This is a genomic window from Microbacterium sp. RU1D (genome assembly GCF_900156435.1).
In the GTDB taxonomy this organism is placed as follows: Bacteria; Actinomycetota; Actinomycetes; order Actinomycetales; family Microbacteriaceae; genus Microbacterium.
Genome location: NZ_FTPQ01000001.1, coordinates 1,618,243 through 1,633,261, shown reverse-complemented (window position 1 = coordinate 1,633,261; position 15,019 = coordinate 1,618,243). Strand labels below are relative to the sequence as shown.

11 protein-coding genes are annotated in these 15,019 nt (G+C 70.8%); 2 read left to right on the top strand and 9 right to left on the bottom strand.

The window, feature by feature from the left end:
• Positions 1–21: 21 nt before the first annotated feature.
• From B0B15_RS07475 to B0B15_RS07455, 5 genes are all read right to left on the bottom strand, one after another.
• Complete coding sequence (locus B0B15_RS07475; RefSeq protein ID WP_076674655.1) at positions 22–273, bottom strand: YlxR family protein; 252 nt, start codon at positions 271–273, stop codon at positions 22–24.
• 34 nt (positions 274–307) lie between these two features.
• Positions 308–1,297 carry a transcription termination factor NusA gene (nusA, locus tag B0B15_RS07470; RefSeq protein ID WP_076674654.1) on the bottom strand — a complete coding sequence of 330 codons (990 nt, stop codon included), beginning with the start codon at positions 1,295–1,297 and terminating at the stop codon, positions 308–310.
• 120 nt (positions 1,298–1,417) lie between these two features.
• Positions 1,418–1,999 (bottom strand): HD domain-containing protein, encoded by a 582-nt coding sequence (locus B0B15_RS07465; protein ID WP_256714469.1) that lies wholly within the window; start codon positions 1,997–1,999, stop codon positions 1,418–1,420.
• Between the two features lie 158 nt (positions 2,000–2,157).
• Positions 2,158–4,653, bottom strand: coding sequence for a glycogen/starch/alpha-glucan phosphorylase (locus B0B15_RS07460; RefSeq protein ID WP_083708908.1), 2,496 nt, complete (start codon positions 4,651–4,653; stop codon positions 2,158–2,160).
• A 125-nt stretch (positions 4,654–4,778) separates the two neighbouring features.
• Positions 4,779–6,617 carry a lipase family protein gene (locus B0B15_RS07455; protein WP_076674651.1) on the bottom strand — a complete coding sequence of 613 codons (1,839 nt, stop codon included), beginning with the start codon at positions 6,615–6,617 and terminating at the stop codon, positions 4,779–4,781.
• Positions 6,618–6,692: 75 nt separating this feature from the next.
• Between B0B15_RS07455 and B0B15_RS07450 the strand changes: the two genes are divergently transcribed.
• Positions 6,693–7,502 (top strand): DUF1206 domain-containing protein, encoded by an 810-nt coding sequence (locus tag B0B15_RS07450; RefSeq protein ID WP_076674649.1) that lies wholly within the window; start codon positions 6,693–6,695, stop codon positions 7,500–7,502.
• A gap of 80 nt (positions 7,503–7,582) precedes the next feature.
• On the opposite strand, the gene B0B15_RS07445 is transcribed toward B0B15_RS07450, so the two are convergent.
• From B0B15_RS07445 to ispG, 4 genes are all read right to left on the bottom strand, one after another.
• Positions 7,583–8,404, bottom strand: a complete 822-nt coding sequence (locus B0B15_RS07445) for an aldo/keto reductase (protein ID WP_076674648.1) — start codon at positions 8,402–8,404, stop codon at positions 7,583–7,585.
• A 90-nt stretch (positions 8,405–8,494) separates the two neighbouring features.
• The gene (locus B0B15_RS07440) at positions 8,495–10,291 is read right to left on the bottom strand and encodes a proline--tRNA ligase (RefSeq protein ID WP_076675276.1); all 1,797 of its coding nucleotides are present in this window, start codon (positions 10,289–10,291) and stop codon (positions 8,495–8,497) included.
• Between the two features lie 49 nt (positions 10,292–10,340).
• Complete coding sequence (locus B0B15_RS07435) at positions 10,341–11,525, bottom strand: benzoate/H(+) symporter BenE family transporter (protein WP_076674646.1); 1,185 nt, start codon at positions 11,523–11,525, stop codon at positions 10,341–10,343.
• Between the two features lie 58 nt (positions 11,526–11,583).
• Positions 11,584–12,735 carry a flavodoxin-dependent (E)-4-hydroxy-3-methylbut-2-enyl-diphosphate synthase gene (gene ispG / locus B0B15_RS07430; protein WP_176776587.1) on the bottom strand — a complete coding sequence of 384 codons (1,152 nt, stop codon included), beginning with the start codon at positions 12,733–12,735 and terminating at the stop codon, positions 11,584–11,586.
• Between the two features lie 213 nt (positions 12,736–12,948).
• Between ispG and B0B15_RS07425 the strand changes: the two genes are divergently transcribed.
• The gene (locus B0B15_RS07425) at positions 12,949–14,904 is read left to right on the top strand and encodes a chorismate-binding protein (RefSeq protein WP_076674643.1); all 1,956 of its coding nucleotides are present in this window, start codon (positions 12,949–12,951) and stop codon (positions 14,902–14,904) included.
• The last annotated feature ends 115 nt before the right edge of the window (positions 14,905–15,019 follow it).

Here is a 15,019-nt window from a genome sequence, read left to right as displayed (position 1 = left end):
TCACTTCGTGTCCATAGCCGTTCAGCCTTTTCGCTGGAGGGTTGATTCGAAGGTCTGCGTGTCAAGCGGGCCTGACACACGCAATGCTCGTACGAAGGCGCGACGCGAAAGCGCTTTGCTCACGCATGCGTCCGTCTCGTGCACCCACGCTCCCCGGCCCGGCAGCACCGCTCGCTCGTCTGCGACGAGGACCGATCCGTCGGCGACCACACGCAGAAGCGATGATCGGGGGGCGCGTGCGCGGCATCCGACGCACGTTCGTACGGGTTCCATCTTACACCTCGCGATCGCCCGGACGATCTGACGCTCAGTTGTCTTCGAGGATGCTGTCCGGCTGGATGTCGATCTTGGCGCCGGTCAGCTTGGCGGCGAGGCGGGCGTTCTGCCCCTCCTTGCCGATCGCGAGCGACAGCTGGTAGTCCGGGACGAGGGCGCGGACGGCCTTGGTCGAAGCGTCGAGCACGAACGACGACGTGACCTTCGCGGGCGACAGCGCATTGGCGACGAAGCGCGGCAGCTCGGCGTCGTAGTCGATGATGTCGATCTTCTCGCCGGCGAGTTCCTCGGTCACGGCGCGCACGCGGCGACCGAGCTCTCCGATGCAGGCGCCCTTGGCGTTCACCGTCGGGTCGTTGGCCTTCACGGCGATCTTGGAGCGGTGACCGGCTTCGCGCGCGAGCGAGACGATCTCGACCAGGCCCGCGGCGATCTCGGGGACCTCGAGCGCGAACAGCTTGCGCACGAGACCCGGGTGCGTGCGCGACACGGTGATCTGCGGGCCCTTGTTGCCCTTCGCGACGCTCGTCACGTACACGCGCAGGCGGGAGCCGTGCGGGTAGGTCTCGCCCGGGACCTGCTCCTCGGGCGGGAGGATCGCCTCGACCGTGCCGAGGTCGACGTGGACCATGCGGGGGTTGGGACCCTGCTGCACGACGCCGGCGACGATGTCGCCCTCTTTGCCGCGGAACTCGCCCAGCACCGCATCGTCGGCGATGTCGCGCAGGCGCTGGCTGATGACCTGCTTCGCGGCGAAGGCGGCGATACGGCCGAAGTCGTCGGGAGCCTGCTCCTCTTCGCCGATGACGGCGCCCTCGTCGTCGGTGACGGGGGTGAAGATGCCCACGTGACCGGTCTTGCGGTCGAGCGAGGCGCGGGCGCCGACCGGGATCTCGCCGGACGGCGAGATGTGCTTGGCGTAGGCGGTCAGGATCGCCTGCTCGATGATGCGCGCGAGTTCGTCGAAGGGGATCTCCTTCTCGCGTTCGATCGTCTTCAGAAGTGCGAGATCGATGTCCACAAGGCCCTCCGTTATTCAGCTCTCGTCGACGCGACCGGCGCCGACAACCCTCCTACGATACCCGGGATGCCCCGCGCCTCGCGACTCCGGAGGGATGCCGGATGCCGATGCACAGTCGTTTCAGAGTCGCTCGAGCGGGTTGGCGGCGAGCTTCGCGACCACTCCCCCGTCGACGAGCCGTCGCGCGGCGGTGTCGGGCTTGCGGGCGGCCTGATCGCGCACGCACGCACCGAACTCGGCGGCCAGGTCGCCGCGGGGATGAGCCGTCAGCACCTCCCGCAGGAACGCCTCGGGCAGCACGTCGGCCCGCGCGCCGGAGATGTCGAGACCCGTGGCGATCTCGAGGAGGTGGCCCTCGGCATCCATCGTCGGATCGACGCTGGTCCAGTTGTGCCGCACGATCACCTCCAGCGCCCGCCGGCGACGCTCACGCGGCCACCCCGCCCCCGCAGTGAGGGCGATCGCCACGTGCCCGCCGGCGTCTTCGTACGACAGCGTGTGGTTGTCGAACTCGTGCACCGTGCCGATGTCGTGCAGCACGGCCGAGACGTACAGCAGCTCGTGGTCGATGCCGTCGAATCCGCCGGCCCGGGCGAACCCCTCCGCCCACAGCCACGACCTCAAGCCGTGGGCGGTGATCGCCGCCGACTGGTACTCCTGCGCGAGCGTCAGGGCCGCGCGCGCGGCGGCGGTATCGGGCACGGGGATGTCGTCGATGCGCACGAGGCCTCCAGGATCGGGTCCCCCCAGCCTCGCGCGTGGCGTCTCGCTGCGCCGTGCCGCGACGGTCAACCGCCGTCGGCTTCCTGCCGAAGCGTTCCGGATGCCACGACCGGCATGGCCGTGGCAGCCGGTCCGACTCAGCTGACCGGGGTCGCGTGCCAGATGCGGTCGAGGTAGTCGCGCATCGCCCGATCGGAGGAGAAGTAGCCGCTACGGGCGACGTTGAGGATGGCCGAGCGCACCCAGCCGTCCTGGTCGGCGTAGGCGGCGTCGACGCGGTCCTGGGCGTCGAGGTACGACGAGAAGTCGGCGAGCGCCATGAACCGGTCTTCGTACAGCAGGTTCGACACGAGGGGCTCGAAGACCGTGCGGTCGCCGTCGGAGAACGCCCCCGAAGCGATCAGGTCGATGGCACTGCGCAGTCGCTCGTCGCGCTGGTAGAACTCGGCGGGGCGGTAGCCGTCGGCCCACAGCGCCTCGACCTCGGGCTCGCTCATGCCGAAGAGGAAGAAGTTGTCGTCGCCGACCAGCTTGCGGATCTCGACGTTCGCGCCGTCGTCCGTTCCGATCGTCAACGCGCCGTTCAGCGCGAGCTTCATGTTGCCCGTTCCCGAGGCCTCCTTGCCCGCGAGCGAGATCTGCTCCGACAGGTCGGCGGCGGGGATGATGCTCTCCGCCAGCGTCACGTTGTAATTGGCGGGATAGAGCACCTTGAGCTTGCCCTGGACGCGCTCGTCGGCGCTGACCACCTCGCCGACGGCGTTGACGAGGTGGATGATGCGCTTGGCCATGCCGTAACCCGGGGCGGCCTTGGCGCCGAAGAGGAACGTGCGCGGCTGCACGGCATCCACATCGAGACGGCCGGAGACGATGCCCTCGTAGGTGCTGACGATGTGCAGCACCTTCAGCGTCTGGCGCTTGTACTCGTGCAGGCGCTTGATCATGACGTCGATGAGGTGGTCGTCCGACAGCGGCGCCTCTCCGCGGGCCTCGAGCACGCGGCTGAGCCGGCGCTTGTTCGACGCCTTCACCGCGGCGAACCGCTCGCGGAAATCGGCGTCGTCGGCGAGGGCCTCCAGACCCCGGAGACGCTCGAGGTCGACGGTCCACCCGGCGCCGAGGGCTTCGGTGATGAGGGCTGAGAGGTCGGGGTTGGCTAGGCGCAGGAAGCGGCGCGGCGTGACGCCGTTGGTGACGTTGGTGAACTTGTCGGGCCACATCGTGGCGAAGTCCTTCAGTACGTTGTCGCGCAGCAGCTGCGAGTGCAGCTCGGCGACGCCGTTGACCTTCGATCCGGCGACCGTGGCGAGGTAGGCCATGCGCACGGAGCGGAACGGGTGCTCGCCGATGATCGACATGTTGCGGATGAGCAGCTCGTCGTCGCCGAATCGCTCGCGCACCTCGAGCAGGAACGCGTCGTTGATCTTGTAGATGATCTCGAGGTGGCGCGGCAGCAGGCGGCCGAGCAGGTCGACCGACCAGACCTCGAGCGCCTCGGGCAGCAGCGTGTGGCACGTGTAGGCGAAGCACTTCTGGGTGATGGCCCACGCGGCATCCCATTCGAGCTTCTTCTCGTCGACGAGCACGCGCATGAGCTCGGGCACCCCGATGACGGGGTGCGTGTCGTTGAGCTGGAAGATGACGCGCTCGGGGAGCTTCTCGAGATCGAAGTCGTCGGGCAGCACGTTCTCGATGAAGTCGGCGATGGATGCCGCGACGAAGAAGTACTGCTGCTGCAAACGCAGCTCCTTGCCCTGGGGCGTGGAGTCCTCGGGGTAGAGCACCTTGGAGATGTTCTCCGCGAAGGTCTGCGCGCGCACCGACTGCACGTAGTCGCCGGAGTTGAAGGTGTGGAGGTCGAAGGCGTTCGTGGCCACGGCCCGCCAGAGGCGCAGGGTGTTCACGCGACCGTTGTGGTAGCCGGGGACCATCATGTTGTACGGCACGGCGAGCACGCTCCACTCGGGCACCCAGCGGGTGCGCTCGACGTCATTGTCGTCGTAGGTCTCGGTGGTGCCGGCGAACGAGATGGTCTGCGCGGCCTCGGGGTGGGCGAAGTCCCACGGCGAGCCCATGCGCAGCCACGCGTCGGGCTGCTCGATCTGCTGCCCGTCGGCGAACGCCTGGCGGAAGATGCCGTACTCGTAGCGGATGCCGTATCCGATCGCCGGCACGCTCATCGTCGCGAGCGAGTCCACGAAGCACGCGGCAAGGCGGCCGAGGCCGCCGTTGCCGAGGCCGGGCTCGATCTCGACGGCGCGGAGGTCGTCGATGTCGATGCCGCACTGCGCGAGGGCCTCGGTGGCGATGTCGGTCAGACGTGCGGCGAGGAGGTTGTTGTCGAGCTGACGACCGAGCAGGTATTCGGCCGAGAGGTAGCAGACGGTCTTGTTCTGCTGGGCCTTCTGCTGCGCGCGGTCGTCGAACCACCGCGCCATCAGGTAGTCGCGCACCGTGTACGCGAGGGCCAGGTACTGGTCGTTGACGTCGGAGCTCGACAGGGTCACGCCCTGGTCGAAGTTCAGGTTCTGCAGGAACTGTTTCGCGAAACCGTCGACGGATGCCGCGGGGGCGACGACGGGCGCGAGGGCCAGGGGGTGGGTCGGGCGCAGCTCAGGGGTGTTCTCGGGCACTCTCCGACCGTAATGAGAACCGCGAAGACTTCCAAGACCGCATCCGCGCCGACACACGATCTTCACCCGTTCGCCGCACGGACGGAACCGCCGGAGCGGGCGGGCCCGGAGCGGCCGGACCCGGATCAGCGCAGACCGCACCCGTCGACGACCTGATCCCGCCCCTCGAGGAGGTTCTTCGTCCAGCTGTACAGCACGGGCAGGAAGCGCGATTTCGGCAGGATCGGCCGCAGGTGGTCGTAGCCGGCGTAGGTCGCCCACCGCACCGGCTGCCCCTCCGCGCACAGCTTCTGCACGTAGTCGCGCTGCAGCTGCGGCGGGATGACCTCGTCGTCGGCGCCCCACGCGACGAGCATCGGGGTGCCGAGCGGTTCGGTCATCGCGTTCTCGGCGAGGCGGCGGCCGAGCGCGCCGTCGGTGAGGTCGGCGTTGTAGAGCGGTCGGTCCTCCGAAACGCCGAGGGCCGTCAGCACCGAGACGACCACTCCCGGCTCGCTCGGGCACCGCTGGGTCATCTCCAGCACGATCGAGCGGGATCCCTCGGCGATGTAGTCGTCGAGATGCACGTCGGCGTAGGTCTCGGAGTACGGCACGAGCACCCACGACGTGATCACCGACAGCATGGCGTTCGGCGGCCCCGACAACAGCTCGCGCGCGAGCGCCGGCGGGTCGGCGACGGGGGCGACGACGGCGGTGCCCTTCACGTCGATGCCCGGGGCGTAGTGCTCCGCGATCGCGGTGGTCCACAGCGCCGCGTGCCCGCCCTGGGAGTGGCCCCACACGACGGTGTCGGGCGAGAGCGTGAGGTCGGTGCGCAGCTCGCTCGTAGCGAGCACCGCGTCGAGCGACGAGCGGGCCTCGCCCTTGCCGATGAGGTAGGGATAGGCCCCGGGGGCACCCTGCCCCGAGAAGTCGGAGGCGACGACGACCCACCCGGCCTTGAGCGCCTGCTCGAGCGCGGGGATGGACCACTTCGTCGCCGAGGCGTCGCGCAGGCTCGGTGCGCATCCCTGGGCCACGCCCGTCGTGCCGTGGTTCCACACGATGACCGGGCGCGGGCCCGGGGGCGGATCCTTCGGCACGATGACCAGCGCGCTGGCCACGGCGGGTCGACTCACGGCATCCCGGGTCGTGTAGAGGATGCGGGTGACGTCGCCGTTCTCGGGCAGGCGGCCGAGGTAGCCGTCGGACCGGATGAGCCGGCCGTGCCCGCTCGGCACCTGCACCGGCGGGTCGTAGAAGGCGTCGACGACGGGGGCGCCGTCGTTCAGCCAGTCGTTCAGCCACCACCCGCCCGCGGCGGTCGCGACGAGCACGAGCGACAGGGCGTAGCGGCCGGCGGCGGCCCATCCCGCACGAATGCGTCGGCGCCGCACCGCGCGCTGCGCATCGAACGGCGTCTTCCGCTGCCGGGTGCGACGGATGCCGGCCACCCCGCGCGCGAGCACGCCCAGGCCGAAGACGATCGTGCGCACACCGAAGACGACGGCGAGCACGAGCACCGTCACGTCGGGCCAGGTGAAGGACAGCACGCCGAAGGCGACCTGCGCGACGCCCCACGAGAGGGCGAGGATGCGGGCGCTCACGCGGCCACGACTGACCGCCCGACCGATCGAGGCGAGACCACCGATCACGAGCAGCACCGCGAGCACCGGCGGGAGCAGTTCGAGGCTGCGGCCGAGCCAGACCAGCACGGCGAGCCCGGCGAGGATCCATGCGGCCGACACCGACCGCGCCCACCAGCTCGCGGGGCGCCCGACGAGCTCGACGATCCCCATGACCACCGCGCTCGCGCCCACGTAGATCCCCAGCAGGACGAGGGAGGTGAGGGGGCGCGAGACGATCAGCACGCCGAGCGCCACGACCACGGCGCCCACCACGAGCAGGACGCGCGGCGGGGCGTCGCGCACGAGTTCGGGAAGGGCGTTCCACCGGCGCAGGCGCGGTCGGCGGGTGGCGGGCATCAGGCCATGATAGGCACCGCCGACGCGCCGCTCGCGCCGATCGCATCCTCCCCCGCGACGGCATACGGTGGCCTGATGTCGACTCCCGCCCGCGCCGCCGCCCGCGACGCCGAGGCCAACCCCGCGTTCCGCGTCGCCGCACGCGCGGGCTATGCCGCCAACGGCATCCTGCATCTGCTCATCGGAGCGCTGGTGATCGCGGTGGGCCTCGGCGCGCAGGAGGACAGCGACCAGACCGGGGCGTTCCGCGCGCTCGCGGGGGCACCGCTCGGTGCGGCTGCGCTGTGGGCCCTGGCCATCGGCCTCGTCGCCCTCGGCGGTTGGCACCTGCTGCAGGCGTTCGCGCCGCGCCACCTCACGGTGTGGCGACGAATCGGCCGCATCTTCACCGAGGCGCCGCAGGGCGTCGTCTTCGTCGTGATCGGTCTGGTGTCGGCATCCGTCGCCCTCGGTGCCCGCCCGCGCGCGGAGCAGGCCGCCGAGAACCTCAGCGAAGGGGTGCTGGCCTGGTCGGTCGGCGGGTTCGTGCTCGGGACGGTGGGAGCCGTGGTGGCGGCCGTGGGCATCGGGTTCGTGTGGATGGGACTGCGCCGCTCGTTCCACACCAAGGTGCGCACGCCCGACGGGCCGGCGGGGTTCGCCCTCACGACCCTCGGGGTGATCGGGTTCGTGACGAAGGGTGTGGCGTTGCTGATCGTCGGCGTCCTCGTCGTGGTCGCGGCCGTCACCGTCGAGCCCGACACGGCGGGCGGACTCGACGGCGCCGTGTCGGCCCTGATGGCGTTGCCCGCGGGCCCGGTCCTGGCGTGCCTGGTCGGCCTCGGGTTCCTCGCCTACGGCGTCTTCACGATTTTCCGTGCGCGGTACGCCCGTCTCGACGCCTGAGCCGGGCCGTCGATCCCTGACGCTTCAGGCTCCTGCGCGGCTCTCGCGACCGACGACCGAGGATGCCGTCGTGTGCCGCGTCAGTCGAGGTCGGGGTTGCGGCCCGTGCGCTCCCCCGTGTTCAGCGTCGCGATCTGCGCGTGGTCGTCGGCGTCGAGGGTGAAGTCGAAGACCTCGCCGTTCTCGCGGACGCGCTCGAGCGACACCGACTTGGGGAACACCACGAGGTCGCGGTCGAGGTGCCAGCGGACGACGACCTGGGCCGGGGTCTTGCCGTACTTCTCGGCGAGGCGCGCGAGCACCGGGTCGTCCAGCAGGCCGCCCCGGGCGAGCGGCGCCCACGCCTCGGTGACGATGCCGTGGGCGGCATGCCACGCGACGAGGTCGTCCTGGGGGAAGCGCGGGTGCAGCTCCACCTGGTTGACCGCGGGCAGCACCCCCGTCTCGTCGCGCAGGCGCTCGAGGTGCGGCACCGAGAAGTTGCTGACGCCGATCGAGGTGGCACGTCCCTCCTGCTGCAGCCGCAGCAGCGCCTTCCACGTGTCGACGTAGCGGTCGGCGCTGGGGATCGGCCAGTGGATCAGGTACAGGTCGACGCGGTCGAGGCCGAGCTTCTCAGCGCTCGCGTCGAACGCCCGCAGGGTCCGGTCGTAGCCCTGATCGTCGTTCCAGACCTTCGTCGTGACGAACAGCTCGTCGCGATCGACGCCCGAGGCCCGCAGGCCCTCGCCCACCTCGGCCTCGTTGCCGTACAGGGCGGCGGTGTCGATGTGACGGTACCCCGCGGCGATCGCCCCCTCGACGAGGGCGGCCGTGCTCTCGGCCGGCACCTTGTACGTGCCGATGCCGAGCTGGGGAATCGTGGAGCCGTCGCTGAGCGACAGGCGAGGTGCAGCGATCATGGTGTCCACGCTACCGAGGCGCGCGCCTGCCCGGGGTGCTGAAACGGCATCCCTCCCCCGAAGGGAAGGGATGCCGTCGCGGGAGGGACGTCAGCGGGTCAGCGCCGCCACGGCGTCGTCGACCGACAGGGTCTCGCGCTCGCCCGTGCGGCGGTCCCACAGCTCGACCTGGCCCTCGGCGGCACCGCGGCCCACGATGAGGATGCGCGGGATGCCGACGAGCTCGGCGTCGCCGAACTTCACGCCGGGCGACACCTTGGGTCGGTCGTCGTACAGCACGTCGAGACCGGCGGCCTCGAGCTGCTCGGACACGGAGGCCGCGAGGTCGAAGGCCACGGCATCCCGACCCGTCGCCACGACGTGAACGTCGAAGGGGGCGACCGAGGCGGGCCAGATGAGTCCCTTGGCGTCGTTGTTGAGTTCGGCGATGATCGCGAGGATGCGGGTGACGCCGATCCCGTACGAGCCCATCGTGACGGTCGCGAGCTTGCCGTTCTCGTCGAGCACCTTCAGGCCCAGAGCGTCGGCGTACTTGCGACCGAGTTGGAAGACGTGGCCGATCTCCATGCCGCGCGCCAGCTCCACCGGACCCGAGCCGTCGGGGGCGGGGTCGCCCGGGCGCACCGTGGCGACCTCGACGAAGCCGTCGCCGACGAAGTCACGGCCCGCGACGAGGGCGTGCACGTGCTTCTGGTCGACGTTGGCGCCGGTGATCCACGCGGTGCCGTCGACCACGCGGGGGTCGAGCAGGTAGCGGATCTTCGTCGCCGACTCCTCGCCCAGCACGGGGCCGGTGGGCGACCAGGGGCCGATGTAGCCCTTGACCAGCAGGGGGTTCTTCGCGAAGTCCTCGTCGGTTGCGGCCTCGACCTCGGCCGGGGCGAACGCCACCTCGACGCGCTTGTCGTCGACGTCGCGGTCGCCGGGCAGACCCACGACGACCAGCTCGCGCGTGCCGTCGAGGTGGGTGAGGGCGAGCACGACGTTCTTGAGCGTGTGCGCCGCGGTCCACACGGTGGCCTCGGCCGTCGCGGGGCCGGCGATGCCGGGGGCGGGAGCGTCGAGGTGCGCGTTGGCGTGGTCGACCAGGGTTGCGATCGTGGGGGTGTTCGGCGAGTCGAAGATCACGGCGTCCGGCTGCCCCTCGATGGGGAGGGCGTCGGGTGCGACGGTCGTGAACGCCTCGACGTTGGCGGCGTAGCCGCCGGCCGAGCGCACGAAGGTGTCTTCCCCGACCGGGGTCGGGTGCAGGAACTCCTCCGACTTCGACCCGCCCATCGCGCCGGCGTCGGCGGCGACGATGACGTACTCGAGACCCAGGCGGGTGAAGATGCGCTCGTACGCGTCGCGCTGCGCCTGATACGACGCGTCGAGACCGGCATCCGTCGCGTCGAACGAGTACGCGTCCTTCATCGTGAACTCGCGGCCGCGCAGGAGGCCGGCACGGGGACGCGCCTCGTCGCGGTACTTGTCCTGGATCTGGTAGATCGTCAGCGGCAGGTCCTTGTACGACGAGTAGAGGTCCTTTACCAGGAGGGTGAACATCTCCTCGTGCGTCGGGGCGAGCAGGTAGTCGGCGCCCTTGCGGTCCTGCAGGCGGAACAGCGCGTCGCCGTACTCCTCCCAGCGACCGGTGACCTCGTAGGGCTCACGCGGGAGCAGCGCGGGGAAGTGCACCTCGAAGGCACCGGCGTTCGCCATCTCCTCGCGCACGACCGTCTCGATCTTGGCCTTGACCTTCAGGCCGAGCGGCAGCCACGCGAAGATGCCCGGGGCGTTGCGGCGGATGTAACCGGCGCGCACGAGCAGACGGTGGCTCGTGACCTCGGCATCCGAGGGATCTTCGCGGAGCGTGCGGAGGAAGTAGTTCGACAGACGGGTGACCACGATCATCGAGTCTAGAGCGGTGGATGCCGCGCCTCGACCGGACGCCTCCTCAGCCGGCCCGCCGCCCGAGGTGCAGCACCGTGCGCGTCACGAGTCCGGCCAGCAACGCCCAGAAGGCCGCGCTCACCCCGAAGACCGCGATGCCGGATGCCGCGACCAGGAAGGTCACGACGGCCGGCAGACGCTCGCCCGGGTCGTCGATCGCCTGCTGCACGGCGGATCCGAACGCGCCGAAGAGCGCCACGCCGGCGACGGCGGGGATGACGCCCGCCGGGGCCAGCAGCACGATGGCCGCGAACGCCGCCGACAGCGCTCCCAGCGCGAGGTACGTGCCGCCGGCCGAGACCCCCGCCACCCACCGGCGCCGCGGGTCGGGGTGGGCGTCGGGGCCCGCGGCGATCGCCGCGCTGATCGCGCCGAGGTTCATCACGTGACCGCCGAAGCCGGCCGCCGCGGCCGATCCGAGGCCGGTGACCAGCATCGCGGGACGCCACGGGATCGTGTAGCCGAGGCTCTTCATCACCGCGACCCCGGGGACGTTCTGCGACGCCATCGTCACCACGAACAGCGGCAGGGCGATGCCCACCACGGCGCCGACGGTGAGCGTCGGGGCGGTGACCTCCAGGCGCGGCAACAGGGACGCGGCATCCGTGTCGATCCCGGTGCGCGCGAGCTCGACGGCGACCACGACGATCGCCGCCACGAACGCGAGCGGCACCGCCCACCGCGGCAGCAGACGGGATGCCACGAGCCAGACGATCAGCACCGGGGCGACGCCCCACGGGTCGTCGACGAGGCCGACGAACGGCGCCACGCAGAGGGGCAGGAGGACGCCGGCCAGCATGGCCTGCGCGATGGAGGGAGGGATGCGGGCGATGAGCGCGCCCAGCGGCGGGAACAGCGCGGTGCACAGGATGAGCGCGGCGCACACGAAGAACCCGCCCACGACCGCGGGCCACCCGCCGTCGACCGCTCCCGTCGCCGCGAGCAGTGCGACTCCCGGCGTGGACCACGCGACCGTGATGGGGATGCGGTACCGCGACGCGAGCACGATGCACCCGATACCCACGACGAGCGTGATCGCGAGCAGACCGCTCGCCGCCTGCGCGGCCGACGCGCCCACCGTGCGAAGCCCCGTCAGAACGACGGCGAAGGTGCTGGTGAAGCCGACGAGGGCGGTGACGACCCCCGCGACGAGCGGGCGGGCGAAGGAGGCGGCGGGTGCGTCGGTCATGAGGCTCCCGACGCTATCGGACGGCGGACCGCTGTCCGCGCGCCGGTGCCCGAAGCGCTCAGGCCGTGATGACCTGCGCGGTGCCGGTCGCGGCGTCGGGGCCCATCTCGTCGGCGAGGCGGTTGGCCTCCTCGATCAGGGTCTGCACGATCTCGGCCTCGGGCACGGTCTTGATGACCTGGCCCTTCACGAAGATCTGCCCCTTGCCGTTGCCGGAGGCCACACCGAGGTCGGCGTCGCGCGCTTCGCCGGGGCCGTTGACGACGCAGCCCATGACGGCCACGCGCAGCGGGACGGTCATGTCTTTCAGGCCCTCGGTCACGTCGTCGGCGAGGGTGTAGACGTCGACCTGCGCACGGCCGCACGAGGGGCACGAGACGATCTCGAGCTTGCGCTCGCGCAGGTTCAGCGACTGGAGGATCTGGTGACCGACCTTGACCTCTTCGGCCGGCGGGGCCGACAGCGACACACGGATCGTGTCGCCGATGCCCTCGGAGAGCAGGATGCCGAACGCGGTGGCGCTCTTGATCGTGCCCTGGAACGCGGGGCCGGCCTCGGTCACGCCGAGGTGAAGGGGCCAGTCGCCCCGCTCGGCGAGCAGGCGGTAGGCCTTCACCATGACGATCGGGTCGTTGTGCTTGACCGAGATCTTGAAGTCGTGGAAGTCGTGCTCCTCGAACAGTGAGGCCTCCCACACGGCGCTCTCCACGAGCGCCTCCGGGGTCGCCTTGCCGTACTTCTCGAGCAGGCGGCGATCGAGCGAACCGGCGTTGACGCCGATGCGGAGCGACACTCCGGCATCCTTCGCGGCCTTCGCGATCGCGCCGACCTGGTCGTCGAACTTGCGGATGTTGCCCGGGTTCACGCGCACGGCACCGCAGCCGGCGTCGATGGCCTGGAAGACGTACTTCGGCTGGAAGTGGATGTCGGCGATGACCGGGATCTGGCTCTTCTTCGCGATGATGTGGAGCACGTCCGCGTCGTCCTGCGACGGCACCGCGACGCGCACGATCTCGCATCCGGATGCCGTCAACTCGGCGATCTGCTGCAGGGTGGCGTTGATGTTGGTCGTCGGCGTCGTTGTCATGGACTGGACGCTCACGGGGGCGTCGCCGCCGACGAGCACCTTGCCGACCCGGATCTGACGGGTCTTGCGACGGGGAGCGAGGGTCTCCGGCACGCGGGGCATTCCGAGATTCACAGCAGGCACGGGCTCAGCCTACGCCGCCGTCGCTGGACGGAGCCGGAACGGGCTGCGAATGCTCCCTGTGGTAGGTTCGGCGCCATGCGCGCGCGAATCAACTGGTGGCCCACCGTCTAGGCGGTGAGCACGCGTGCGACAGACCGCCCTCCCTCGGGATCCGGGCGGTCTTCGTGTTTCGGCGGCCGCGTAGGACCCTCGCTCACAGACGGAAGTACTTCGATGACCGGGCCCGACCCCTCCTCTCTGATCCACGACCTCCTCGCCGGCTCGGCGCCGTTCGCGCTCATCGCGCGCGGCCCCGCCGCCGGTGACGACGCCACCGTCGAGGTGCTCACGGGCGATGTCGTCGACGTGGACCTCCTCGCCGACATCCCCCTGACGGATGCCGAGGGCGTCGCCCGCGAGGTCCTGGCCCTCGTGCCGTTCCGTCAGGTGCGCGAGCGCGGGTTCGTCTGCCACGACGACGGCGCTCCCCTGCGCTGCCTCGTCATCGGCGAGCGCGTCGCGCTCCCCCGCGCCGGGGTCATGGCATCCCTCCCCTCCGCTCCCGTGGAACTGGCGGATGCCGGATTCGACATCGCCGACGAGGAGTACGCCGACATCGTGCGCCGGGTGATCGCCGAGGAGATCGGCCGCGGCGAGGGGGCGAACTTCGTCATCAGGCGTGACTTCGTCGCGGGCGTCGATGCCGATCCGCGCACCGCCGCACTGACCTGGTTCCGCGCGCTGCTGGAGCACGAGAAGGGCGCGTACTGGACCTTCGCGGTGGTCACCGAGGGGCACATCGCGGTCGGAGCGAGCCCGGAGGCGCACGTGAGCGCCCAGGACGGCATCGTCACGATGAACCCCATCTCGGGCACGTTCCGCCACCCCGCCGGAGGTGCCACCGCGGACACGCTCGCGGAGTTCCTGCGCTCGACCAAGGAGACCGAGGAGCTCTTCATGGTCGTCGACGAGGAGCTGAAGATGATGAGCGCCGTGTGCAGCGACGGCGGCCGCATCACCGGGCCCCACCTGAAGGAGATGTCGCGTCTCACGCACACCGAGTACATGCTGCGCGGCCGGAGCGACCTCGACCCGCGCGACATCCTGCGCGAGACGATGTTCGCCCCCACGGTCACCGGCTCCCCCATGCAGAACGCCTGCACCGTGATCGCGCGCCACGAGACGACCCCGCGCGGGTACTACTCCGGCGTCGCGGCGCTGTTCACGCCCAACGGCAACGCCGAGGGTCCGACCCACGACCTCGACGCGCCGATCCTCATTCGCACGGCCTATCTCGTCGACGGCCGCCTGCGCGTGCCCGTGGGAGCGACGCTCGTGCGCCACTCCGACCCGTACGGCGAGGTCGGCGAGACGCACGGCAAGGCCGCGGGCGTGCTCGGCGCGATCGGGGCGATCCCCCGCGACGTCCCCGCCGCCCCCGCCGAGGCCGATCCCGACGCCCCGGTGGCCGAGCGCCGGCCGCTCGCCGAGGATCCCGCGATCGCCGAGCTCCTGGCATCCCGCAACGACCGTCTCGCGCCGTTCTGGATGAACCCGCAGGATCCCGACGGATCGGGCCCGTTCGCCGGTCGCACGGCCCTGGTCGTGGATGCCGAGGACCGCTTCACCACGATGCTCGCCCACCAGCTGCGCCACCTCGGGCTCGACACCCGCATCGTGCACTGGGCGGATGCCGTCGAGGCCGACGTCGACGCCGCCGACCTCGTGGTGTCGGGACCGGGGCCCGGCGACCCGCGCGATGACGACAGCGCGCGCATCGCCGCCATGCGCGACGTGGTGTCGCGCCGACTGTCGCGAGGCGCCCCGCTGCTCGCCGTGTGCCTGAGCCACCAGATCCTCGCCGACCAGCTCGGCATCGACCTCGCCCCACTCGCCCAACCCCACCAGGGGCTGCAGAAGAGTGTCGACGTGTTCGGCGAGCCGGCGTCGATCGGCTTCTACAACACCTTCACCGCGCGCGTCGCACCGGGCGACACGCGTCGGGGACTCAGCGTCGGCCGCGGATCGAATACGACCGAGGTCGTGGCCGAGATCGCTGCGGATGCCGAGACCGGAGACGTGTACGCGCTGCGCGGTCCCGGCTTCGCGAGCGTGCAGGGGCACCTGGAGTCGATCCTGTCGCGCGACGGCATGCGCACGCTCGAGCGGCTCATCGCCCACGCGCTCTGAGGCCGACCCGCGGCGAGCCCCGTGCGGCCGGGCCGGTGGAGGTCGCGACGCGGTCGAAACGCCCGGACCCGTCGCCAAGCTCAGGGTCCTCCCCCGCGGAGGCGGATGAGCCCGT